Source organism: Pantoea sp. X-Soil-YNGN-785 (assembly GCF_059730585.1).
The window spans coordinates 1,019,068-1,041,341 of record NZ_AP035942.1; the positions used below are offsets into that span (position 1 = coordinate 1,019,068).

Sequence of the window (22,274 nt, forward strand, 5' to 3'; positions counted from 1 at the left end):
ACTATAATGAATGGCTTGGTTGCTGGAGAAAAGCGCACTCTTCAGTGAACAGATTAAATAAGCGTTTTGCTGAACGTTGCCACCGTTGAAGATCCGGACTATTGATACCATAGTTGCTGAATAGCATAAAAGTATCATCAAGATATTCATCGATTTGCGAAATCAGCGCTTCATCTTCAACGTGCTTAATTTTGTAATTCATGGTGAAAGAGGCAATGTGTTCAATCAAATCGTTAAGCTGCAGATTGCTTTCAGAAGTGGGGTCGTTCACCCAGCCGTGATGGCTGTCGGTTAATGTTGCCATGCTGTCGTCAAACAGGCTCTCACACAGATATTTAAGCTGGGCAATATCATGCCGTTTCGGTGAGTATTCGTCCATCTTTTTCCCCTCCATAGCTAGCACAGTTGCCGCAGGGCAGCGATATTGGATAACGCGGCCAGGAAGCGATTATTCGGGCAGTTATTAAACGGGATACCTTAAAGATAGTGTAGAACCATTAGTTCTGCTCACCTCCATTACTAAATATTACAATTCATCGCCAGGGGAGGGCTGCTGATTGTCGATCACATCAAACTCAAGTGCTCCGGGCTTAATGTGAAAGTTTACCTGCTCAGATTGCGTCACGGTTTCATTTAGATCCAGACAGGGACTAAATAAATTCCAGTCAAAATCGTAAAGTAATTTAAAACTATTCATATCCAGGTATTCAACCGAAACAATTTTTAAACTGCCTGGAACTAACTGTGCATTCTGTGAGTACCAGCGTAAATCGCCCACCAGCAAATCTGTTATTTTGAGAATATTCCGCTGAACAATCTCTGCTATTTTTGCGCAGTCTGATTCGCCCGGGGCAATATCACATTCAATACGTGACAGCATATCTGATCCACTAATAACCGTTAATAAACCTATCATTGGTTTTCTGCAACTGGTTTGCAAGCCAGCAGAGCACAAAACTGTCAGCATCTGCGCGTCAGCAGGCGACTGTGCCTGCCAGCCTCCTGCCGTAAGTCCCATCGCTGTTTATCTTTTGATACACAATCACGCGTTTCCCTGACGGGAATATCCGGTATCTTGATTGTTATGTTATAACATATTGGTGAGACGATGCGTCAGAGTGGATTACTTATGTCATTGGGTGGGCGGCTGAGTGTAGCGGTGCTATTCATCGCGCTGCTTGCCGTGGCCATAAAATGGGGGATCAGCGCATGATCCGGTTCAATACGCTTCGTGCTGGCTATCAGGGACAGAGCGTAACCCCGCCGGTTACCGGGCAGCTTGCAGCTGGCTCAATGACAGCCTTGGTCGGTGCTAATGGCAGTGGCAAATCAACCCTGCTCAAAACCATTGCGGGTTTGTTGCCACCGATAGCCGGACGTTGTGAATTGCAGGTTTCGCGTCGGGATATCGGCTGGATGCCGCAGCGTACAGAACTTGAAACCCGTTTTCCCCTGACAGTATTTGAACTGGTCTCCATAGGCTGCTGGCCGCGCTGCGGCTGGTTCGGCGGTATTAACCGGGTACTACGCCGGGAAATCTGGCAAGCGCTGGAGGCCGTTCAGATGGGTGATTATGCAGATGCGCAGCCCGCGACTTTATCAGGCGGACAACTTCAGCGCGTATTGTTTGCGCGGCTGATGTTGCAGCGCAGCCAGCTCTGGCTGCTGGATGAGCCTTTCAACGGCATTGACAGCCAGACCGTGACATTACTGATGTCGATCCTTGAACAGCAACAGCAGGCCGGCACAACCCTGCTGGTGGTGCTGCACGATCGCCCGCTGGTGGCGCGCTACTTCAGTAACGTGATGTCGATGGATGATAGTGAGGTCAACTGCACCAGCCAGCCTGCTATCCCTTTGCGGAGTTGTGCGCCGTGACCCTGATGCAGCCTTTTATTGAGTTCGGTTTTATGCGGCGCGCGCTGGTGGCCTGCTTTGCACTGGCGGTCAGCGCTACGCCGCTCGGCGTGTTCCTTTCACTGCGCCGGATGAGCCTGATTGGTGATGCCTTATCACATGCAGTGCTGCCCGGTGCCGCTATTGGCTATCTGATTTCCGGCCTGTCACTGGTTGCGATGGGTATCGGCGGCCTGATCGCCGGTTTAGCCGTGGCGCTGCTTTCTGGCGCGGTCAGTCGTTATACGCCCCTGAAAGAGGATGCCAGTTTTGCCGGATTCTATCTTGGCTCCCTCGCGCTGGGCGTCACGCTGGTCTCATTACGCGGATCAAGCGTGGATCTGCTGCACGTTCTGTTTGGCTCGCTGCTGGCGGTGGATAACGCCGCGCTGCTGCTGGTCGGCGGCATCGCTGCCTTTACGCTGATTGTGCTGGCGATCATCTATCGTCCGCTGGTCATCGACGCATTTGACGGTGACTTTCTGCGGGCGCAGGGGAAATGGAGCGCGCCGCTGGTGCATGGTCTGTTTTTAATGCTGGTGGTGCTGAATCTGGTCGCGGGCTTTCAGGTTCTGGGCACGCTGATGTCGGTGGGACTGATGATGCTGCCCGCCGCCAGCGCCCGTTTCTGGAGCCGTCATCTTGCCGCCATGCTGGTGATTGCCATTTTCCTGGCAATGATTTCAGCGCTGGCGGGACTGATGCTCTCCTGGCACTTTTCATTGCCGGCCGGCCCCGCTGTGGTGCTGAGCGCCGCCATGCTGTTTTTTCTCTCCATTCTTGCAGGGCCGTGCGGCGGGATTTTGCGCCGCCATTAATCTTAAGGGGTATCTATCTATGAAGAAATTACCGGTTAGCCTGGCGCTCGCGGCGCTGTTTGCCACGCCTTTTGCGATGGCAAAAACAGTGGATGTGGTGGCCAGCTTTACCGTGCTGGCAGACATCGTTAAGCAGGTCGGCGGCGACCATGTCAACGTGAAAAGCCTGGTGGGGCCGAATGGCGATCCTCATACGTTTGAACCGACGCCACAGGACAGTCAGGCATTGGCAAAGGCCGATCTGGTTTTTGTCAGTGGACTGGGACTGGAAGGGTGGATGGATCGGCTGGTCAGCGCTTCCGGATATCGCGGCCAGCCGGTTGTCGCCTCCACCGGCGTTACGACCCGCAGCATGGAGGAGGACGGCAAAACCGTTACCGATCCGCACGCCTGGAACAGCATGCAGAACGGTGTGATTTACGCGACCAATGTGATGAATGCGCTGGTCAAAGCCGATCCTGAAGATGCCGCAGCCATTCGTCAGCGCGGTCAGAATTACATTCAGCAACTGGAGGCGCTGGATAGCTGGGCAAAAATGGCCTTTGATGCTGTGCCTGTCGACAAGCGGAAAGTGCTGACCAGTCATGATGCGTTTGGGTATTTTGGACAGCGCTATGGCGTGACGTTTCTTGCGCCGGTAGGGTTCTCTACTGAAGCGGAAGCGAGTGCCAGTGACGTGGGTAGTTTAATCACCCAACTCAAGCAGCAGCATATCAACCGCTATTTCATTGAGAACCAGACCGACCCGCGCCTGGTTAAACAGATTGCCAGCGCCACCGGTGCCGAACCGGGTGGTGAGCTCTATCCGGAAGCGTTGTCCACCGCCTCTGGCCCGGCAGCCACTTATCAGGCGGCCTTTAAACATAACGTGAATGCGATGCTGAAGAGCATGCGCTAAGCATAAAAAAGGCCGGGCAAGCCCGGCCAGTCATCACGACACACACTAGCGTTTTTTCTTCCTTCCCTGTACGGCTTTAAAGCGTGGATTCGTTTTACAGATCATGTAAATCCGTCCCTTGCGGCGCACTACCCTGCAATCCCGATGGCGATTTTTTGCTGAGCGCAGCGAACTCAATACCTGCATGAATCTCTTCCTTATTTACGGCCAAGAAAGCGCCCGAAACGCTGATTAAAGCGCGCGGTGCTGCCCTCTTTGGCGAAATCTTTCTGTTTGCCGGTATAGAAAACGTGCGAGGCCGACGACACATCCAGCGTGACGTAGGGCAGCATTTCACCTTCAAACTCTACGGTGCGATCGGTTTTGATGGTTGAACCGATTTTGAAATAAACGTCAGCTGATGTGTCATGGAAGACCACATGACGATAGTGAGGATGAATATTCGCTTTCATAATGCCCGCCTTTGTAATGTTATAATATAACATTATTATGCGCTGCACCGTTCAGGATTGCAACTGCCAGAATGTCAGCTCGCGTGAAGTGTCAGGAAGGGAGAAGGGCAGAATCGCAGGCAAAAAAAAGGCCGCTTGCGCGGCCTCAGATGATTTACAGCTTAGTGAGTCGGGTTGTGCTCAACCGGATGACTGTTCGCTGATTCTTCTTTTTTCTTGCCAAAGCGGCGGCGTACCACCACAAAGAACACAGGAACGAAGAAGATCGCCAGTATGGTCGCGGTGACCATGCCCCCGATAACGCCAGTACCTACGGCGTTTTGTGAACCGGAGCCAGCACCCGTACTGATCGCCAGCGGCAGCACCCCGAGAATAAACGCCAGTGACGTCATCAGGATAGGACGCAGACGCATACGACAGGCTTCCAGCGCTGCTTCAATCAGCCCTTTACCCTCTTTATCCATCAAATCCTTGGCAAATTCGACGATAAGGATGGCGTTCTTGGTCGAGAGGCCGATGGTTGTCAGTAACCCCACCACGAAGTAGACGTCGTTACTCAGGCCACGCAGCGTGGTAAAGATCAGCGCACCGATGACCCCGAGTGGAACAACCAGCATGACCGAGAATGGAATCGACCAGCTCTCGTACAGTGCGGCAAGACACAGGAAGACCACAATCAGCGAGATGGCATAGAGCGCAGGTGCCTGGTTGCCTGACAGACGTTCCTGATAGGACATACCGGTCCAGTCATAGCCGATGCCAGCAGGCAGCTTCGCCGCCAGCTCTTCCATCAGGTCCATTGCTGCACCGGAGCTTTTGCCTGGTGCGGCCTGGCCCAGAATTTCCATGGCTGGCAGACCGTTGTAGCGCTCAAGACGCGGTGAACCATATTGCCACTTCGCTGACGAGAAGGCAGAGAAGGGCACCATGGTTCCACTGCTGTTACGCACGTACCATTTACCAATGTCGTCCGGCAGCATACGGGAATCCGCATTACCCATGACATAAACTTTCTTCACACGACCGCGGTCGATAAAGTCATTTACGTAGGAGCCGCCCCAGGAGGCTGCCAGCGTGGTATTGATATCACTCAGTGATACGCCCAGCGCCTGCGCTTTTTCCTGATCGATAGTCAGTTTGTACTGCGGTGTATCTTCCATCCCGTTAGGGCGAACACCCACCAGCGTATCAGGATGCTGCGCAATCATACCGAACAGCTGATTACGTGCTTCCGTCAGCTTATCGTGGCCGAGGTTGTTCTGATCGATCAGCTCAAAGTCAAAGCCGGTCGCGTTACCCAGCTCGATAATCGCTGGCAGGTTGAAGGGGATGACCATCGCATCTTTGATCGCGCCCAGCGCCTGCATGGCACGGCCAGCAATCGCCGGAACTTTCATGTCGCTACCGGCACGCTCATCCCACGGCTTGAGACTGACAAAGGCGATACCGGTGTTCTGTCCACGACCAGCAAAGCCGAAGCCGTTAACGGTGAACACGGATTTAACCGTATCTTTCTCTTGCGTCAGGAAGTAATCCGTCACCTGATCCAGCACTTTCTGTGTACGTTCCTGAGTTGCACCCGCTGGCAGCTGAGCCTGAGCGAGCAGCAGACCCTGATCCTCTTCCGGTAAGAATGAAGAGGGCAGTCGCATAAACAGAAACGCCATACCGACCACGATCAGCAGGTAGATCACCATATAGCGACCCGTACTGCGGATCATGTGACCGACGCTGTCGACATAGTGGTGGGTGCTTTTGTCGAACATGCGGTTGAACCAGCCGAAGAAACCGGTGGTTTTACCGTGCTCGCCTTTTTTAACCGGCTTCAGCATGGTGGCACAGAGTGCCGGCGTCAGAATAAAGGCGACCAGCACCGACAGCGCCATCGCTGAAACGATAGTGATTGAGAACTGACGATAAATAACGCCGGTCGACCCACCAAAGAACGCCATCGGAATAAATACGGCGGCAAGCACCAGCGCGATACCGACCAGCGCGCCCTGAATCTGCTCCATGGAACGCTTGGTCGCTTCTTTTGGCGGCAATCCTTCTTCCGCCATGACGCGCTCGACGTTCTCGACCACCACGATGGCGTCATCCACCAGCAAGCCGATGGCCAGCACCATCCCGAACATCGTCAGGGTATTTATCGAATAACCAAACGCGCTGATAACGGCAAACGTACCCAGCAATACCACAGGTACGGCGATGGTAGGAATCAGCGTGGCGCGGAAGTTCTGCAGGAACAGGTACATGACCAGGAACACCAGCACAATCGCTTCGATCAGCGTTTTCACGACTTCGAAAATTGAGATCTTAACGAACGGGGTGGTGTCATACGGATAAACCACTTTTAACCCGGCCGGGAACGTTGGCTGCAATTTGGCCAGCTCGGCTTTTACCGCATTGGCAGTATCCAGCGCATTCGCACCGGTGGCCAGCTTGATACCGATACCGGATGCAGGCTTGCCGTTATAACGGGCAACGATCTCGTAGTTTTCTGCGCCGAGCTCAATTCTGGCCACATCACGCAGACGAACCTGAGAACCATCCTCGTTTACTTTGAGCAGAATTTTACCGAACTCATCCGTTGAGGTCAGACGGGTTTGCGCAATGATGGAGGCGTTAAGCTGCTGGCCCGGAACCGGAGGCGTACCGCCCAACTGACCGGCAGCGACCTGGGTGTTTTGAGTGTTCAGCGCGCTGATCACATCGACCGGGGTCAGGTTGTAGTTGTTCAGCTTGTGCGGATCCATCCAGATACGCATCGCGTACTGCGCACCAAATACCTGGGTATCACCCACACCTTTGGTACGGCTGATAGGATCTTTGATGGACGATGAAATGAAATCAGAAATATCATTCTGCGTCATATTGTCATCATCGCTGATGAAGCCCGCAACCATCAGGAAGCTGCTGGAGGATTTTTTAACCTGAATCCCCTGTTGCTGCACTTCCTGCGGCAGCAGCGGCGTCGCCAGCTGCAGTTTGTTCTGCACCTGAACCTGCGCGATATCCGCATCTGTTCCTGACTCAAAGGAAATAGTCAGGGTCAGCGTACCGGATGAGTCGCTGCTCGAGGACATATACATCAGTCCATCGATACCGTTCATGTTCTGCTCAATGACCTGCGTCACCGAGTCCTGCAGCGTTTTTGCATCCGCACCAGGGTAGGTCGCCTGAATCTCAATCGCCGGCGGCGCAACATTAGGATATTGCTCGATCGGAAGTTTGAGAATCGATAGCGCACCGACCAGCATGATGATGATGGCGAGCACCCACGCAAAGATGGGGCGATCGATAAAGAACTTAGCCATGAATCAACGGCTCCTGTTATGACGATGACTTGTCAGACTGCGGCTTTGAATCGGGTGCCGCTTTCGCATCGTCTGAGACTTCTTGTGGAGTAACCTGTGCGCCTGGCTTGGCACGCTGCAGACCGGTGCTGATCACACGTTCGCCTGCTTTAACGCCGTCGGTCACTAACCACTTGTCACCGATCGCCTGAGAGGTGGTGACCTGACGTGATTCGACTTTGTTATCTGCACCCACAACCATCACGGTTGCCTGACCCGTTGGCGTGCGGGTGACAGCCTGTTGCGGCACCAGCATTGCATTCGGGTTGATCCCCTCATCCAGACGCGCACGAACAAACATGCCCGGTAACAGCGTGTGGTTAGGGTTCGGGACAATGGCGCGCAGGGTGATGGAGCCGGTGGTTTCATCAACGGTCACGTCAGAGAACTCCAGCGTACCGGTCTGTGCATAGCTGCTGCCATTCTGCATCAGTAGCGTCACGTTGGCTTTGCCATCATTCTGCTTCAGCTGACCCGATTCCAGTTCTGAACGTAAGCGCATGAAATCTTCGCTCGACTGGGTCACGTCGACATACATGGGATCAAGCTGCTGCACGGTAGCCAGCGCGGTGGTTTGTGCGCTCTGTACCAGTGCACCTTCGGTAACAGAGGATTTACCGATGCGGCCACTAATAGGCGAGGTCACTTTGGTATATGCCAGGTTAATACGGGCCGTTTCAACATTGGCTTTTGCCACCTGCACGGCAGCATCGTTCTGCGCGGCAGTGGCAACGGCGGTGTCATAATCCTGCTGACTGATATATTTGGTGCCGAGCAGCGGTTTATAGCGCTTGACGGTCAGCTGAGCGATGCGTGCATTCGCCTGAGCCTGGGTCAAATCGCCTTTAGCGCTGTCGTAAGCGGCCTGATAAGTCGCCGGATCGATCTGATAAAGAGACTGACCTGCTTTGACATCGCTGCCTTCAATGAAATTACGCTTCAGAATGATACCGGAAACCTGCGGACGGACTTCAGCCACACGATATGCTGAGGTGCGGCCAGGTAATTCAGTCGAAATTTTCAGGGGTTCAGTTTTAAGTGTCACAACACCCACTGCTGGCGGTTGCTGGGCGGCTTGTTCGGATTTATTGTTGTCACATCCTGTTAACAAAAAGCTGCCTGATAGCATCAGGACGGCCGCCAGAGGCGATAATCCTCTGATTTTATTCATAAATAAACCTCTAGTGTCCGATATCAATTGGTCAATGGATCACAAACTGAAAAACCCATTGCTGTGTCAAGTCGCAGGTCATGCTATGGTACATACATTCACAAATGTATGTAAACTTACCTGTTTGTAAAAAAAGCCCCCTATGGCACGAAAAACCAAAGCGCAAGCACTTGAAACGCGACATCAAATTCTTGATGCCGCCATTGTTCTGTTTTCGCAGCAGGGCGTCTCAGCCACTTCTCTTGCAGAGATCGCCACAGCCGCCAGTGTCACGCGTGGGGCTATCTACTGGCACTTCAAAAATAAAGCCGATGTATTACATGAAATATGGCTTCGTTGTGATGCTGGTCTGGACGATGTGGAACTTGAGTATCAGACAAAATACCCTGGTGATCCACTCTCTGTGTTGCGCGCAATGCTGGTCTATATCTTTGATGCAACAGCAAAGGATCCGCAGCGCCGCGCTCTAATGGAGATCATTTTCCATAAATGTGAATTTGTGGGCGAAATGTCGGCGCTGAAAAATATTCAGCAAAGCCTGCTGCTGGAGTGCTACGACAAAATAGAAGATGTCCTGCGTCAGTGCATTGAAGCCGGACAACTTCCGGGCAGTCTCAGTACGCGTCAGGCCGCACTTATCCTGCGTGGTTACGTTAATGGCATGATGGAAAGCTGGCTGTTTGCGCCCGAAAGTTTTGATTTAGCCGCTGACGCGCCAACGCTGGTCAATGCCTTTATTGATATGCTGCGTCTTAGTCCGACGCTGACTGCTCAGCGCTAAGCAGGCTGCCCATCGCGCTTGTTCTCGAAATCGCGCTGCACCATGGCCAGCGCTGAAAGCACCGTTTCAACCGGCAGTTGATGCTCTTCCAGAAGCTGAATCAGATCCACTGCCAGTTTGACGTCGTCAGGGGCGTTTTCCAGTGACATCTTTTCTCCTAAATACGTAAGCGGGCCGCGACCAGCAGCATCAGCACTGCGCCGAGAATCGCCATGCCCAGCGCGCCAGCGTGCAACGTTGCCAGCGAGCCCAGTTCAAAATAGGTGGCGATATAGCCGCCAATCAGTGCGCCGATCATCGACAGCGTCAGGGTCGCCATCAGGCCGCCGGGTCGTCCCGGCATCAGCAGACGCTTCAGCAATCCCAGCAGCAGCCCGCATAGCAGCCAGGTCAGTAAACCCATGGTTCTTCTCCACGCAGAATTACACCCAGTATAGAAGCGCTTTTATCACGCTGCGCTTTATTCGCCGTCTTCACTGCCGCGCAATGACGAGGCCCACTCAACCGAGCGAATCGCCTGTCGACAGCGTGCCAGTCGTCCCTCCAGCGTTTCCAGATCCTGCTTCAGCTGATGCTGTACCGCCAGGGTTTCAGCCAGTGCCAGACGCTGCTCACGCTGATCGATCATCGCCAGTAAACGCCGTTCAAATTCACGGTACTCCTGATATTTAGTCGCGCGTGGGTTCTTTACTGGTTGTTCGCGTCGGGTACGCAACTGTTGGGTACTCGCCTCGCGTTGCAGGGCGGCAATCTGATCGACCAGGCGTTCAGCCAGCCAGGCACTGCGGGCAAGGTCATGGCTAACATCGCATAGTCGGGCGAAGTTCTGTTCCACCTCCTGCAGATAATCTGCCAGTCGCGTACCTTTGGTCTGGAATAGCTGAGTATCAAAACGTGGCAGACGGCAAACGCCATCGGGATGGCGGGCAATCTCCTGACGTAGGGCGATAAGGAGCTGGTGCAGGCGCTGTTGCACAGCGATCGCACTCATCGTCTGGCCCTGAGTTGTGCTAACGTACGCTGATGAGGAAAGAGCTGGGCGAGATTCATGCAACGCATTCTGTTATTAACCCTCGGGTGGCTGGCGATTGTGCTGGGGACGCTGGGCATTGTATTACCTTTATTACCCACCACGCCATTCATGCTGCTGGCGGCCTGGTGTTTTGCCCGTTCATCGCCGCGATTCCATCACTGGCTGTTGTGGAAATCACCGTTTGGCCGCTATCTGCGTCACTGGCAACAGCATCGCGCCATGCCACCGGGTGCCAAATTGCGCGCTATCTGCCTGATTGTCGCCACCTTTAGTCTCTCACTTTTCCTGGTGCATCAGCTCTGGGTTCGCATCATGCTGCTGATCATGCTGGCGGCGCTGCTGCTGTTTATGTGGCGTATTCCGGTGGTGGCAGAAACAGCGGACGCACCGCCGCCGCCGCGATAAAGTTGCATTTAGCCGGTCATTTGCTTAGATTTGGGCGTCTTCGTGCGTGGCTTCCCTTTGTGAATTGACTTCCGCTGAGCCTTTTACCAGGTATTAGCGCTTTTGAAGCTGCGCGAAACAGAATTTTTTACCAGGCGTATCATTATGACCGACACTGCGCAGCAGCTTGAATTCATTAAAAACAGCATTAAAAGTATCCCCGATTATCCTAAGCCAGGCATCCTGTTCCGCGATGTCACCAGCCTGCTGGAAGATCCGAAAGCCTACGCCGCGTCGATTGCGCTGCTGGTTGAGCGTTACCGTAATAAAGGCATCACCAAAGTGGTGGGTACGGAAGCGCGCGGTTTTCTGTTTGGTGCACCTGTGGCATTAGGTCTCGGTGTCGGTTTTGTTCCGGTTCGTAAGCCTGGCAAACTGCCGCGTGAGGTTTACAGCGAGTCCTATGAACTGGAATACGGCACCGATAAGCTGGAATTGCACAAAGATGCCATCCAGCCAGGCGATCTGGTGCTGGTGGTTGACGATCTGCTGGCGACCGGCGGCACCATCGAAGCGACCGTTAAACTGATTCGCCGTGCTGGTGGTGAAGTGAAAGACGCAGCCTTCATTATCAACCTGTTCGATCTGACCGGTGAATCGCGTCTCAATGCCCTGGGCGTTGAGAGCTACAGCCTGGTCAAATTCCCCGGCCACTAAGCCACGCTTTCGGTCTCGCTACCCGGCGAGGCCGTCACGCCTCCGGCGTCAAGATAACGAGTGCCAGCCAAAAGCGTAGCTGATAGACTACTGCAATCTTATACAGGGGTTGCAGAGCGTCTGCGCTCATCTTTCCATCCAACTTCGTCGAACTCCACATGAGCTATCAGGTACTTGCGCGAAAATGGCGTCCCCAGGCTTTTGCTGATGTTGTCGGTCAGGAACATGTTCTGACGGCGCTGGCGAATGGATTGTCTCTGGGACGCATCCATCATGCTTATCTCTTCTCCGGCACCCGCGGCGTAGGGAAAACCACCATTGCGCGTCTGCTGGCCAAAGGCCTTAACTGCGAAACCGGCATCACCGCCACGCCCTGTGGTCAGTGCGATAATTGCCGTGAAATTGAGCAGGGCCGCTTTGTCGATCTGATTGAGATTGACGCCGCCTCACGCACCAAAGTTGAAGACACCCGCGATCTGCTCGACAACGTGCAGTACGCCCCGGCGCGTGGCCGCTTCAAAGTCTATCTGATCGATGAAGTGCACATGCTGTCGCGTCACAGCTTCAATGCGCTGTTAAAGACGCTGGAAGAGCCACCTTCACACGTTAAATTTTTGCTGGCGACCACCGATCCGCAGAAACTGCCGGTGACCATTCTTTCGCGCTGCCTGCAGTTCCACCTCAAAGCGCTGGATGTTGATCAAATCCGTCAGCAGCTTGAGCATGTCCTGAAGCAGGAACAGATTGAGAGCGAGACCCGGGCGCTGCAGCTGCTGGCGCGTGCCGCCGATGGCAGTATGCGTGATGCGCTGAGCCTCACCGACCAGGCGATTGCCATGGGGCAGGGCGCGGTGACCAGCAGCACGGTCAGCGTTATGCTCGGCACGCTGGATGATGAACAGCCGCTGGGTCTGCTTGAAGCGCTGGTTGACGGTGATGGTCAGCAGGTAATGAACCTGCTGAGCCAGGCCGCGTCACGTGGGGTGGAATGGGAGGCGCTGCTGGTCGAGATGCTGCGCCTGCTGCACCAGATTGCGATGGTGCAACTGCTGCCGGCCTCGCTCAACGATGACGAAGAAAGCAATGCGATCCGACTGCGTGAACTGGCCCGCGTGGTGCCGCCAGCCGATCTGCAGCTCTATTATCAGACCCTGTTGATGGGCCGTAAGGATCTGCCGATTGCGCCCGATCGCCGCATGGGCGTTGAGATGACGCTGCTGCGCGCCCTGGCGTTTCATCCTAAAGCGGCGGTGGCAGAACCCATTGCGCGTCCCGCGTTAACGGAACAGATGGCACCTGTTGCTCCGGCGCAGACGTCACCGGCACCATCTGGTCCTGCGCCTGTAGCACGACCCACGACAGCACAGCCAGCCACATCGTCACCTGCTCAGACAAGGTCGCCCGTAGCGCAGCAGCCGATGCCTGCTCCGCAACAGCAGGTGGCCGCTCAGCCACAGATGGCCGCGCCCGATCCGGCTCCGCAGCCTGCGCCGCCACCGGATGCGGCGCCTGACACGGCACTTTCCAGTTCCACCAGCCAGCTCCTGCAGGCGCGCACTCAGTTGCTGCGTCAGGGAGCGAACAAGCCAAAAAAGAGTGAGCCGGCGGCGCCAGGTGCGCGGCCGGCCAACTCCGCGCTGGAGCGGCTGGCCTCGGTTACCGAGCGCAGTCAGCAGCGTATCCGCGATCGTGAGCCCGCCGCCCCGGTAAAAGAGGAAGCATACCGCTGGAAAGCGGTTAATCAGCCGGTTGAAGTGGCGGAGCCGGTGGCGACGCCTAAGGCCTTGCGTTCCGCACTGGAGCATGAGAAAACCCCTGAGCTGGCGGCGCGTCTGGCCGAAGAGGCGCAGCAGCGCGATCCCTGGGCCGCAGAGATTACAACCCTGCCGCTGCCAAAGCTGGTGCAGCAGCTGGCATTAAATGCCTGGAAAGAGACAACTGAAAATGGTGTCTGCCTGCATCTGCGCAGCAGCCAGCGTCACCTTAATTCACCGTCGGCGCAGCAGGTGCTAAGTGATGCGCTTAGCCAGAGTGCCGGGCAGAAAGTTGAACTCTCTGTCGTTGAAGACGATAATTCATCGGTGTTGACGCCACTGGAGTGGCGTCAGGCCATTTACGAAGAGAAACTGGCGCAGGCGCGTCAGTCGATCACCTGTGATACCCACATTCAGACGCTGCAGCGATTTTTTGATGCCGATCTGGATGAGGAGAGTATCCGACCTGTTTAGACACGCTGCTGCTATCGTAACGATAGCGTTGTAGCCTCAGCTGAGAGAGAAAACTATGTTTGGTGGTAAAGGCGGATTGGGCAACCTGATGAAACAGGCCCAGCAGATGCAGGACAAAATGGCCAAGGTTCAGGAAGAGATCGCCGCGATTGAAGTGACCGGTGAATCGGGTGCTGGCCTGGTAAAAGTCACCATCAACGGCGCGCACAACTGCCGTCGCGTGGAAGTCGATCCCAGCCTGCTGGAAGATGACAAAGATATGCTGGAAGATCTGATTGCCGCGGCGTTCAACGATGCGGCACGTCGCATTGATGAAACCCAGAAAGAGAAGATGGCGTCTGTCTCCTCAGGCATGCAATTGCCACCAGGCTTTAAGATGCCGTTCTGATGCAAACCAGTCCACTGCTTGAATCATTGATGGAGTCGCTGCGCTGTCTGCCCGGCGTTGGGCCGAAGTCGGCACAGCGCATGGCTTTTCAGCTGCTGCAGCGCGATCGCAGCGGTGGCATGCGGCTGGCACAGGCGCTGACCCGGGCGATGTCGGAGATCGGACACTGTTCTGACTGCCGGACATTCACCGAGCAGGAAATTTGCACTATCTGCGCCAATCCACGGCGTCAGCAGAATGGTCAAATCTGCGTGGTAGAAAGCCCGGCAGATATCCACGCCATTGAGCAAACCGGTCAGTTTGGCGGTCGCTACTTTGTGCTGATGGGGCATCTCTCGCCGCTCGACGGCATCGGTCCGGCTGATATCGGTCTGGATCGTCTGGAGCAGCGGCTGGAGAGTGAAACGCTGCAGGAAGTGATCCTCGCCACCAACCCGACGGTAGAAGGCGAGGCAACCGCAAACTACATCGCGGAGCTCTGTGGCCAGTATGGCGTTGACGCCAGCCGTATCGCGCACGGTGTGCCGGTAGGCGGAGAGCTGGAGATGGTGGATGGCACCACGCTGTCCCACTCGCTGGCAGGCCGCCAGAAGTTTAAATTTTAATCACTTGCCGGTGTTGTGACAGACACCGGCTTGAAATTCCTCCTGTCATCCCCACATCAACCTCAACGTTTGTTCAACCTGTTTTGTTGAGGTAGCAATGACCATGAAAGGACAAGAGACCCGTGGCTTTCAGTCGGAAGTAAAACAACTTCTGCACCTGATGATCCATTCTCTCTATTCAAACAAAGAGATTTTCCTGCGTGAGCTGATTTCCAACGCCTCGGATGCGGCAGACAAACTGCGCTTCCGTGCGCTGTCAGATTCCAGCCTGTATGAAGGTGATGGCGAGCTGCGTGTTCGTCTCTCTGTTGATAAGGACAACCGTACCATCACGCTCAGCGACAACGGTATCGGTATGCGTCGCGATGAGGTCATTGAGAACCTCGGGACTATCGCCAAATCAGGCACCAAATCTTTCCTGGAATCGCTGGGCTCCGATCAGGCGAAAGACAGCCAACTGATCGGTCAGTTCGGTGTCGGTTTCTACTCTGCCTTTATCGTGGCGGACAAAGTCACGGTGCGTACCCGTGCCGCTGGCGCATCAGCCGATGAAGGCGTGTTCTGGGAATCCGCAGGCGAGGGCGAATATACCCTGGCGGAGATTGAGAAAGCCGATCGCGGTACTGAGATCACCCTGCATCTGCGCGAAGGCGAAGATGAGTTCCTGGACGCATGGCGCGTGCGCAGCATCATCAGCAAATATTCCGATCACATCGCACTGCCGGTTGAGATCGAGAGCAAAGATGAAGAGGGCGAGGGAACGCACTGGGAGAAAATCAACAAAGCCCAGGCGCTGTGGACCCGCAACAAATCTGAGATCAGCGACGACGAGTACAATGAGTTCTACAAGCATATCGCCCATGACTACAGCGATCCGGTCGCCTGGAGCCACAATCGGGTGGAAGGTAAGCAGGAGTACACCAGCCTGCTCTACATTCCGGCGCGTGCGCCATTCGATATGTGGAACCGCGACCAGAAGCATGGCCTGAAACTTTACGTGCAGCGCGTCTTTATCATGGATGACGCTGAGCAGTTTATGCCGAACTACCTGCGCTTTGTGCGTGGTCTGATTGACTCGAACGATCTGCCGCTGAACGTCTCCCGTGAGATCCTGCAGGATAGCCGCGTGACCCAGAGTCTGCGTGCTGCGCTGACTAAGCGTACCCTGCAGATGCTGGAAAGACTGGCGAAAGAAGATAACGAGAAATACCAGACCTTCTGGAATGAGTTCGGTCTGGTGCTGAAAGAGGGCCCGGCGGAAGATAACGCCAACCAGGAAACCATTGCAAAACTGCTGCGTTTCGCCACCACCCAGAGCGAAGGTTCGGCACAGACCATTTCGCTGGAAGATTACGTCAGCCGCATGGTGGAAGGTCAGGAGAAGATTTACTACATCACCGCTGACAGCTATGCCGCCGCGAAGAGCAGCCCGCATCTGGAACTGTTCCGCAAAAAAGGCATTGAGGTGCTGCTGCTTTCCGATCGCATCGACGAATGGATGATGAGTTACCTTACCGAGTTCGACGGTAAAACCTTCCAGTCGGTCAGCAAAGCGGATGAGTCGCTGAGCAAGCTGGCGGATGAAGAGACCGAAGAGCAGAAAGAGGCGGAAAAAGCGCTGGAGCCGTTTGTTGAGCGGGTGAAAAATCTGCTGGGCGAACGCGTGAAAGAGGTGCGTCTGACCCATCGTCTGACCGATACGCCAGCGATTGTGACTACCGACGCCAACGAGATGACCACGCAGATGGCGAAGCTGTTCGCGGCGGCTGGACAGGAAGTGCCGGAAGTGAAGTACCTGTTTGAAATCAACCCGGATCACCCGCTGGTGAAACGTGTTGCCGATACGCAGGATGAAACACGCTTTGGTGAGTGGATTGAACTGCTGCTGGATCAGGCGTTGCTGGCCGAGCGCGGCACGCTGGACGATCCTAACCAGTTTATCCGTCGCATGAACCAGCTGCTGACCGCATAACGGCAACAGGCTGGTGGTTTTCACCGGCCTCAGACGGCTGTTAAAGTCAAAGCAGGGGGATTCTGGCCGCAACGAATGAACCCAGTGCGCAGGGAACACGGTCAGAAGAGGAAAGCGTCCCGCGCCATGGATGACGGCTTTTGCGTCTTTCCGATCTGACCGTGTTTTTTGCGCTGGCTCGATCAAACAGCAGTCCAGGCCTGACGCGGTCATCAAAATCAAGCCGGTGATGATCACCGGCTTTTTTTATGGCTGTGCGGCATCCCGCCATTTCTGCTCAGCGCAGGCGGTTAATCTGAAAAAGCAGCAGTCCGACCCGCCGGGTCGGGTTCAGGGCCACAAACAGAGTAAAGCCGCCCTGAGCGATCCTCGCCCTTCCTTGTGATGAGCGGGTCATAATGGTATGTTCTTCCGCTTCTAAGATAGATCAATGCGATTCGCAAGGGGATTTACGCAATGCGTATTATTCTGCTCGGAGCTCCGGGCGCAGGTAAGGGGACTCAGGCCCAATTCATCATGGAGAAGTACGGCATTCCGCAAATCTCCACTGGCGACATGTTGCGTGCAGCAGTAAAAGCAGGCAGCGAGCTGGGTAACCAGGCGAAAGCCATCATGGATGCTGGCAAACTCGTAACCGATGAGCTGGTGATTGCGCTGGTTAAAGAGCGTATCACTCAGGAAGACTGCAAAAACGGTTTCCTGCTCGACGGTTTCCCGCGCACCATTCCTCAGGCAGATGCAATGAAAGAAGCCGGGATCACCGTTGATCACGTGCTGGAGTTCGCTGTACCGGACGAGCTGATTGTTGAACGTATCGTGGGCCGTCGCGTTCACGCGCCATCTGGCCGCGTTTATCACGTCACCTTTAATCCACCGAAAGTGGAAGGTAAAGATGATGTCACAGGCGAAGAGCTGACCACGCGCAAAGACGATCAGGAAGAGACCGTGCGTAAGCGCCTGGTGGAATACCATCAGATGACCGCGCCGCTGATTGCTTACTACAGCAAAGAAGCCGAAGCGGGCAACACCGCCTATCACAAAATCGACGGCACCCGTAAGGTGACCGAAGTGAGTGCCGAGCTGGCAAAGATCCTCGGCTAAGCTCAATGGGGCCGGTATCACTGGCCCCTTTTGCAGTAATTGCTTTTACCTCCCACTAATTCCGCTACAATTTCCCTGTTTTCACGCATCCCCGTTGTCATCAAGGAACTCAAATGAGGCAAGATAAGCCCGGCGTGTTATTGGTTAATTTAGGTACGCCAGACGCCCCAACCACACCTGCAGTTAAACGCTATCTGAAACAGTTTTTAAGCGATCCGCGCGTGGTCGATGCACCGCGCTGGCTCTGGTGGCCGGTTCTCAATGCTGTCATTCTGCCGTTTCGCTCGCCGCGCGTGTCGAAGCTCTACGCATCGGTCTGGATGGAAGGTGGATCACCGCTGCTGGTCTACAGTCAGCGTCAGCGTGATGCCCTGGCGGCTCGCGTCGATATGCCTGTCGAGCTGGGTATGAGCTATGGCAATCCGAGCCTGAAAAGCGCAGTGGATAAGCTGATGGCGCAGGGCGTCACCCGCCTGATTGTACTGCCACTCTATCCGCAATTCTCCTGCTCTACCGTGGCCGCGGTATGGGATGGCCTGACCACCGTCTTCAGAGGGTATCGCTCGCTGCCCGATGTGCAGTTTATCCGTGATTACGCCGAACATCCGGCCTATATCGCTGCACTGAAAGCGACGGTAGAGCGCTCGTTTGAGCGGCACGGTCAGCCCGATCTGCTGGTATTGTCGTTCCACGGCATTCCGCAGCGCTTCGCCAACGAAGGTGATGACTATCCGCAGCGCTGTGCCGATACCACGGCGGCCCTGGTCAAAGCGCTGGGTCTGCGTGAGGATCAGTACATGATGACCTTCCAGTCGCGTTTTGGTCGTGAGCCGTGGCTGATGCCTTACACCGACAAAACCATGGAAAGTCTGCCTGCCAAAGGGATCAAACATGTTCAGGTCATGAGTCCGGGCTTCTCGTCTGACTGCCTGGAAACGCTGGAGGAGATCAGTGGTGAAAACTGCGAAATCTTTATGCATGCCGGCGGTGAGAAGTTTGAGTATATCCCGGCGCTGAACGCCGATGAGGCGCATATCGACATGATGGTGCAACTGGTCGACGCACGCCGTTAAAGCGCAGGCGGAGAGTGTGATATCATTCTCCGCCTGTTTTTCCAGACGGCATTCCCGATGAAATTTCCCGGCAAACGCAAATCCAAACACTACTTTCCCGTCAGCGCACGCGATCCCCTGTTACAGCCCGCTCAGCACGATGTAGATGCTGGCAGCTGGGTGGTGGGTATCGACCAGACGCTGGTGGATATCGAAGCCAAAGTCGATGACGACTTTCTCGCCCGTTACGGCCTGAGTGCCGGGCACTCGCTGGTTATCGATAATGCCGTCGCGGAAGCGTTGTACAACGAGCTGATGCGCGATGCGCTGATCACCCATCAGTTTGCCGGTGGCACCATTGGTAACACGCTGCACAACTTCTCGGTGCTGGCCGATGACCGCTCCGTGCTGCTGGGCGTGATGTGCAACAATATCCAGATTGGCGGCTACGCCTATCGCTATCTCTGCAACACCTCAAGCCGGGTCGATCTTAACTATCTGCAGGGCGTTGATGGCGCTATTGGCCGCTGCTTTACGCTGATTGGCGAGCATGGCGAGCGCACCTTCGCGATCAGCCCCGGCCAGATGAACCAGCTGCATCCGGATAATGTGCCGGAAGAGGTGATTGCCGGAGCGTCTGCGCTGGTGCTGACCTCCTATCTGGTGCGCTGTGCAGAAGGTGAACCCATGCCGCAGGCAACGTTACAGGCGATTGAATATGCCAAACGCCACAACGTGCCGGTGGTGCTGACGCTGGGCACCAAACATGTGATTGGCGACAATCCTCAGTTCTGGCGGGATTTCCTGCGCGAGCACGTCAGCATCGTGGCGATGAACGAGGAGGAAGCGCTGGCGCTGACCGGCGAATCCGATCCGCTGCTTGCTTCCAATATGGCGCTGGACTGGGTGGATCTGGTGCTCTGCACCGCTGGCCCGATTGGGCTTTATATGGCGGGCTACACCGAAGACGAGTTCAAACGTAAAACCAACCATCCGCTGCTGCCTGGCGCGATTGCGGAATTCAACCAGTATGAGTTCAGCCGCGTGATGCGTCAGCAGGATTGCCAGCAGCCGCTGCGCATCTTCTCGCACATCGCGCCTTATATGGGCGGGCCGGAAAAGATCATGAACACCAATGGCGCCGGAGATGGCGCGCTGGCGGCGTTGCTGCATGACATTACGGCTAACAACTATCACAGCCTGAATGTGCCGAACTCCAGTAAACATGCGCGTCCGTATCTGACCTATTCGTCGCTGGCACAGGTGTGTAAGTATGCCAACCGCGTCAGCTATCAGGTGCTGAATCAGCATTCACCGCGTTTAACCCGCGGCCTGCCGGAGCGCGAAGACAGTCTGGAAGAGTCTTACTGGGATCGGTAACGCGGGTCGCCTCAGGGCGTAAAAAAGGCCCTTCTGAACAGAAGGGCCTTAGATGACTGGCAACGTCTGGCTCGTTTAGCGGTGAGATCTAGCCTGCTAAGGGAACACGGTCAGATCGGAAAGGCGCTTAAACCATCCCTGGCCGCTCGGCCCGCACCGTCCATGGCGCGGGACGCTTTCCTCCTCTGCCCATGTTCCCTGCGCATTGAGTTTATTCGTTGCGGTAAAATTTACCCTGATTTTGATATATCAGTAGCCTGCGAGGCCTTGCTAAAAAGGCATTAGCGCACGACGTCGCAGGGCTGTAAATCTTCGCCCTGCGTCATCTCATCCTGCAGGATTTGCAGCATACTGCTGGCAATCTCACGTTCACCCATCACCACGCGCGAAGCACCACGCTCCATTATGTACTCCACCTCATCGTCATAGTGAGCGCGGGCGATAATCTCGATATTCTGATGTTTTTCACGCGCCGCCGTCACCACTTCACCCGCTTCGTAGCCATTCGGTATGGTCAGTAACAGCCAGCGGGCGCAGTCGAGCCGTGCCAGTTCCATGGTGTCCGCGCGAGCGGCATTCCCCAGCACCGCCTTGATGCCCTGTTCGCGCAGCGCTTCGACCCGCGTACGGGAGTTTTCAACCACCACTAGCGGAACATTAGCCTCAAGCAGCTTCTGACCAATCAGGCTGCCAACCCGGCCATAGCCCACAATCACTGCGTGATTGCAGAAATCCACTGGGATCTGCTTCTCTTCTTCGATAGCTTCTTCCAGCGTCTGCTCTTCCATGGATTCTGTTTTGGCCAGGAAACGCTCCAGCAGGGTAAACAGAATCGGGTTAAGCATAATCGACAGAATAGCGGCGGCCAGCACAAGATTACGGCCCTCATCACTCAGCAGGCCCAGCGAGATGCCCAGACCGGCCAGAATAAAGGCGAACTCACCAATCTGCGCCAGGCTGACCGAAATGGTCAGTGCTGTGCGGCGCGAATGGCCGAGCAGCGACACCAGCAGCCACGCGGCGACCGACTTGCCCACCACGATAATCACCAGCGCGCCCAGTACCGCCAGCGGCTGTGTCACCAGAATCGACGGGTCGAACAGCATCCCGACCGAAACAAAGAACAGCACGGCAAACGCATCACGCAGCGGCAGGGTATCGCGTGCGGCACGGTGGCTTAGTTCCGACTCGTTCAGCACCATACCGGCGAAGAAAGCACCCAGCGCAAACGAAACATCAAAGAATTCAACGGCCCCAAAGGCGATGCCCAATGCCAGCGCTAACACCGCCAGCGTAAACAGTTCGCGTGAGCCGGTGGCGGCGCTGCGGGCGAGGATCCAGGGCACGGCACGGCGTCCCACCACCATCATCAGCACCATAAACGCAGCGACTTTGCCGATGGTCCACAGCAGGTCCCAGGCCAGCAGTCCGGCGCTGGCGTTGCCCTGTTCCATCATGCCCGCAATGGCTGGCAGCAGCACCAGCGTCAGCACCATCACCAGATCTTCGACAATCAGCCAGCCAATGGCTATCTGTCCACGCTGGCTGTCAATCAGCTGTCGTTCCTCTAACGCGCGCAGTAACACCACGGTACTGGCGGTAGAGAGGCAGAGACCAAACACCAGGCCGGTCATCCACGACCATCCCAGCGTCCATGACAATCCCATTCCCAGTAGCGTCGCGACTGCGATCTGCGCGATGGCACCGGGAATGGCGATCGACTTTACCGACATGAGGTCTTTCATTGAGAAGTGCAGGCCGACACCAAACATCAGCAGGATAACGCCGAGTTCTGCCAGTTCAGGAGCCAGATTGGTATCTGCGACAAAGCCGGGCGTAAAGGGGCCAGCCAGCACGCCGGCCATCAGATAGCCAACGAGGGGCGAAATACGCAGGCGGTTTGCCAGCATCCCAAGGAGAAATGCCAGAACCAGCGCTCCGACAATGGTAGTGATCAACGGTGTGGTGTGATGCATGCCTGTCTCCTTGTATACAAATGTATCCGCTTGTAACAAATGAGTTTAAAACAAAATCACCTCTTT

General features: G+C 55.3%; 23 protein-coding genes and 1 other annotated feature. Of the genes, 13 read left to right on the forward strand and 10 right to left on the reverse strand.

All coding sequences use genetic code 11. The features are described 5' to 3' along the window. Position 1: 1 nt before the first annotated feature. Both tomB and AC6I8E_RS04595 read right to left on the reverse strand, forming a co-directional pair. Positions 2-379: an Hha toxicity modulator TomB gene (gene tomB / locus AC6I8E_RS04590; RefSeq protein WP_013357010.1), complete on the reverse strand. Its 378-nt coding sequence runs from the start codon at positions 377-379 to the stop codon at positions 2-4. Positions 380-526: 147 nt separating this feature from the next. Next, the gene (locus AC6I8E_RS04595) at positions 527-880 is read right to left on the reverse strand and encodes a hypothetical protein (RefSeq protein ID WP_041456682.1); all 354 of its coding nucleotides are present in this window, start codon (positions 878-880) and stop codon (positions 527-529) included. A 329-nt stretch (positions 881-1,209) separates the two neighbouring features. Between AC6I8E_RS04595 and AC6I8E_RS04600 the strand changes: the two genes are divergently transcribed. Genes AC6I8E_RS04600 through AC6I8E_RS04610 form a run of 3 tightly spaced genes read left to right on the forward strand, consistent with a single transcriptional unit; the run spans position 1,210 to position 3,612 of the window. Continuing rightward, a complete protein-coding gene (locus AC6I8E_RS04600; protein WP_033782191.1) occupies positions 1,210-1,878 on the forward strand; it encodes a metal ABC transporter ATP-binding protein in 669 nt (222 codons plus the stop codon). Then, the gene (locus tag AC6I8E_RS04605) at positions 1,875-2,714 is read left to right on the forward strand and encodes a metal ABC transporter permease (RefSeq protein WP_041456684.1); all 840 of its coding nucleotides are present in this window, start codon (positions 1,875-1,877) and stop codon (positions 2,712-2,714) included. The genes AC6I8E_RS04600 and AC6I8E_RS04605 overlap by 4 nt, the downstream gene beginning before the upstream one ends. Positions 2,715-2,733: 19 nt before the next feature. After that, positions 2,734-3,612, forward strand: coding sequence for a metal ABC transporter substrate-binding protein (locus tag AC6I8E_RS04610; protein WP_013357013.1), 879 nt, complete (start codon positions 2,734-2,736; stop codon positions 3,610-3,612). A 45-nt stretch (positions 3,613-3,657) separates the two neighbouring features. Here the strand turns inward: AC6I8E_RS04610 and ykgO are convergent, their stop codons facing one another. The 4 genes from ykgO to AC6I8E_RS04630 form a co-directional block, all read right to left on the reverse strand. Further along, positions 3,658-3,798 carry a type B 50S ribosomal protein L36 gene (ykgO, locus tag AC6I8E_RS04615; protein ID WP_497824480.1) on the reverse strand — a complete coding sequence of 47 codons (141 nt, stop codon included), beginning with the start codon at positions 3,796-3,798 and terminating at the stop codon, positions 3,658-3,660. Positions 3,799-3,809: 11 nt separating this feature from the next. After that, positions 3,810-4,064, reverse strand: a complete 255-nt coding sequence (locus tag AC6I8E_RS04620) for a type B 50S ribosomal protein L31 (RefSeq protein WP_497824481.1) — start codon at positions 4,062-4,064, stop codon at positions 3,810-3,812. Positions 4,065-4,225: 161 nt separating this feature from the next. Then, positions 4,226-7,381: a multidrug efflux RND transporter permease subunit AcrB gene (locus tag AC6I8E_RS04625; protein ID WP_013357015.1), complete on the reverse strand. Its 3,156-nt coding sequence runs from the start codon at positions 7,379-7,381 to the stop codon at positions 4,226-4,228. 16 nt (positions 7,382-7,397) lie between these two features. Beyond that, positions 7,398-8,591, reverse strand: coding sequence for an efflux RND transporter periplasmic adaptor subunit (locus AC6I8E_RS04630; protein WP_013357016.1), 1,194 nt, complete (start codon positions 8,589-8,591; stop codon positions 7,398-7,400). 142 nt (positions 8,592-8,733) lie between these two features. Between AC6I8E_RS04630 and acrR the strand changes: the two genes are divergently transcribed. After that, positions 8,734-9,372 carry a multidrug efflux transporter transcriptional repressor AcrR gene (gene acrR, locus AC6I8E_RS04635; protein WP_033731781.1) on the forward strand — a complete coding sequence of 213 codons (639 nt, stop codon included), beginning with the start codon at positions 8,734-8,736 and terminating at the stop codon, positions 9,370-9,372. Here the strand turns inward: acrR and rsmS are convergent. Genes rsmS through priC form a run of 3 tightly spaced genes read right to left on the reverse strand, consistent with a single transcriptional unit; the run spans position 9,369 to position 10,363 of the window. Continuing rightward, on the reverse strand, positions 9,369-9,521 hold the full coding sequence (gene rsmS, locus AC6I8E_RS04640) for a pleiotropic regulatory protein RsmS (protein ID WP_013357018.1): 153 nt from the start codon (positions 9,519-9,521) through the stop codon (positions 9,369-9,371). The two genes, acrR and rsmS, sit on opposite strands and share 4 nt — an antisense overlap. A gap of 8 nt (positions 9,522-9,529) precedes the next feature. Beyond that, entirely contained in the window at positions 9,530-9,775 is a 246-nt protein-coding gene (locus tag AC6I8E_RS04645) for a GlsB/YeaQ/YmgE family stress response membrane protein (RefSeq protein WP_013357019.1), read from the reverse strand. Between the two features lie 57 nt (positions 9,776-9,832). Beyond that, entirely contained in the window at positions 9,833-10,363 is a 531-nt protein-coding gene (priC, locus tag AC6I8E_RS04650; protein WP_147788559.1) for a primosomal replication protein PriC, read from the reverse strand. Positions 10,364-10,420: 57 nt separating this feature from the next. Here priC and AC6I8E_RS04655 point away from each other — a divergent pair, with 57 nt between their 5' ends. The 9 genes from AC6I8E_RS04655 (at position 10,421) to AC6I8E_RS04695 (ending at position 20,232) form a co-directional block, all read left to right on the forward strand. Beyond that, on the forward strand, positions 10,421-10,810 hold the full coding sequence (locus AC6I8E_RS04655) for a DUF454 family protein (RefSeq protein ID WP_013357021.1): 390 nt from the start codon (positions 10,421-10,423) through the stop codon (positions 10,808-10,810). Between the two features lie 144 nt (positions 10,811-10,954). Next, a complete protein-coding gene (gene apt / locus AC6I8E_RS04660; RefSeq protein ID WP_013357022.1) occupies positions 10,955-11,506 on the forward strand; it encodes an adenine phosphoribosyltransferase in 552 nt (183 codons plus the stop codon). 158 nt (positions 11,507-11,664) lie between these two features. Next, positions 11,665-13,734, forward strand: coding sequence for a DNA polymerase III subunit gamma/tau (gene dnaX / locus AC6I8E_RS04665; RefSeq protein WP_107319391.1), 2,070 nt, complete (start codon positions 11,665-11,667; stop codon positions 13,732-13,734). Beyond that, positions 13,076-13,137: a sequence feature (DnaX frameshifting element), on the forward strand. (Overlaps the previous gene by 62 nt.) Positions 13,735-13,789: 55 nt before the next feature. Beyond that, positions 13,790-14,122: a YbaB/EbfC family nucleoid-associated protein gene (locus AC6I8E_RS04670; RefSeq protein ID WP_003850423.1), complete on the forward strand. Its 333-nt coding sequence runs from the start codon at positions 13,790-13,792 to the stop codon at positions 14,120-14,122. Beyond that, complete coding sequence (gene recR, locus AC6I8E_RS04675; protein ID WP_013357024.1) at positions 14,122-14,727, forward strand: recombination mediator RecR; 606 nt, start codon at positions 14,122-14,124, stop codon at positions 14,725-14,727. The genes AC6I8E_RS04670 and recR overlap by 1 nt, the downstream gene beginning before the upstream one ends. A 97-nt stretch (positions 14,728-14,824) precedes the next feature. Next, positions 14,825-16,699, forward strand: coding sequence for a molecular chaperone HtpG (htpG, locus tag AC6I8E_RS04680; RefSeq protein ID WP_013357025.1), 1,875 nt, complete (start codon positions 14,825-14,827; stop codon positions 16,697-16,699). A gap of 456 nt (positions 16,700-17,155) precedes the next feature. Then, positions 17,156-17,800, forward strand: a complete 645-nt coding sequence (gene adk, locus AC6I8E_RS04685) for an adenylate kinase (protein ID WP_013357027.1) — start codon at positions 17,156-17,158, stop codon at positions 17,798-17,800. Positions 17,801-17,913: 113 nt separating this feature from the next. Beyond that, complete coding sequence (gene hemH, locus AC6I8E_RS04690; RefSeq protein ID WP_013357028.1) at positions 17,914-18,873, forward strand: ferrochelatase; 960 nt, start codon at positions 17,914-17,916, stop codon at positions 18,871-18,873. 57 nt (positions 18,874-18,930) lie between these two features. After that, positions 18,931-20,232, forward strand: coding sequence for an inosine/guanosine kinase (locus AC6I8E_RS04695; RefSeq protein ID WP_013357029.1), 1,302 nt, complete (start codon positions 18,931-18,933; stop codon positions 20,230-20,232). Positions 20,233-20,513: 281 nt separating this feature from the next. Here the strand turns inward: AC6I8E_RS04695 and ybaL are convergent, their stop codons facing one another. Then, positions 20,514-22,208 (reverse strand): YbaL family putative K(+) efflux transporter, encoded by a 1,695-nt coding sequence (gene ybaL / locus AC6I8E_RS04700; RefSeq protein WP_013357030.1) that lies wholly within the window; start codon positions 22,206-22,208, stop codon positions 20,514-20,516. Positions 22,209-22,274 lie beyond the last annotated feature (66 nt).

Bases quoted from the DNA above. Each gene is read 5' to 3' on its own strand.
- tomB (WP_013357010.1), bottom strand. From the start codon at position 379: ATGGACGAATACTCACCGAAACGGCATGATATTGCCCAGCTTAAATAT.
- AC6I8E_RS04595 (WP_041456682.1), bottom strand. From the start codon at position 880: ATGCTGTCACGTATTGAATGTGATATTGCCCCGGGCGAATCAGACTGC.
- AC6I8E_RS04600 (WP_033782191.1), top strand. From the start codon at position 1,210: ATGATCCGGTTCAATACGCTTCGTGCTGGCTATCAGGGACAGAGCGTA.
- AC6I8E_RS04610 (WP_013357013.1), top strand. From the start codon at position 2,734: ATGAAGAAATTACCGGTTAGCCTGGCGCTCGCGGCGCTGTTTGCCACG.
- ykgO (WP_497824480.1), bottom strand. From the start codon at position 3,798: ATGCAGGTATTGAGTTCGCTGCGCTCAGCAAAAAATCGCCATCGGGAT.
- AC6I8E_RS04620 (WP_497824481.1), bottom strand. From the start codon at position 4,064: ATGAAAGCGAATATTCATCCTCACTATCGTCATGTGGTCTTCCATGAC.
- AC6I8E_RS04625 (WP_013357015.1), bottom strand. From the start codon at position 7,381: ATGGCTAAGTTCTTTATCGATCGCCCCATCTTTGCGTGGGTGCTCGCC.
- AC6I8E_RS04630 (WP_013357016.1), bottom strand. From the start codon at position 8,591: ATGAATAAAATCAGAGGATTATCGCCTCTGGCGGCCGTCCTGATGCTA.
- acrR (WP_033731781.1), top strand. From the start codon at position 8,734: ATGGCACGAAAAACCAAAGCGCAAGCACTTGAAACGCGACATCAAATT.
- rsmS (WP_013357018.1), bottom strand. From the start codon at position 9,521: ATGTCACTGGAAAACGCCCCTGACGACGTCAAACTGGCAGTGGATCTG.
- AC6I8E_RS04645 (WP_013357019.1), bottom strand. From the start codon at position 9,775: ATGGGTTTACTGACCTGGCTGCTATGCGGGCTGCTGCTGGGATTGCTG.
- priC (WP_147788559.1), bottom strand. From the start codon at position 10,363: ATGAGTGCGATCGCTGTGCAACAGCGCCTGCACCAGCTCCTTATCGCC.
- AC6I8E_RS04655 (WP_013357021.1), top strand. From the start codon at position 10,421: ATGCAACGCATTCTGTTATTAACCCTCGGGTGGCTGGCGATTGTGCTG.
- apt (WP_013357022.1), top strand. From the start codon at position 10,955: ATGACCGACACTGCGCAGCAGCTTGAATTCATTAAAAACAGCATTAAA.
- dnaX (WP_107319391.1), top strand. From the start codon at position 11,665: ATGAGCTATCAGGTACTTGCGCGAAAATGGCGTCCCCAGGCTTTTGCT.
- AC6I8E_RS04670 (WP_003850423.1), top strand. From the start codon at position 13,790: ATGTTTGGTGGTAAAGGCGGATTGGGCAACCTGATGAAACAGGCCCAG.
- recR (WP_013357024.1), top strand. From the start codon at position 14,122: ATGCAAACCAGTCCACTGCTTGAATCATTGATGGAGTCGCTGCGCTGT.
- htpG (WP_013357025.1), top strand. From the start codon at position 14,825: ATGACCATGAAAGGACAAGAGACCCGTGGCTTTCAGTCGGAAGTAAAA.
- adk (WP_013357027.1), top strand. From the start codon at position 17,156: ATGCGTATTATTCTGCTCGGAGCTCCGGGCGCAGGTAAGGGGACTCAG.
- hemH (WP_013357028.1), top strand. From the start codon at position 17,914: ATGAGGCAAGATAAGCCCGGCGTGTTATTGGTTAATTTAGGTACGCCA.
- AC6I8E_RS04695 (WP_013357029.1), top strand. From the start codon at position 18,931: ATGAAATTTCCCGGCAAACGCAAATCCAAACACTACTTTCCCGTCAGC.
- ybaL (WP_013357030.1), bottom strand. From the start codon at position 22,208: ATGCATCACACCACACCGTTGATCACTACCATTGTCGGAGCGCTGGTT.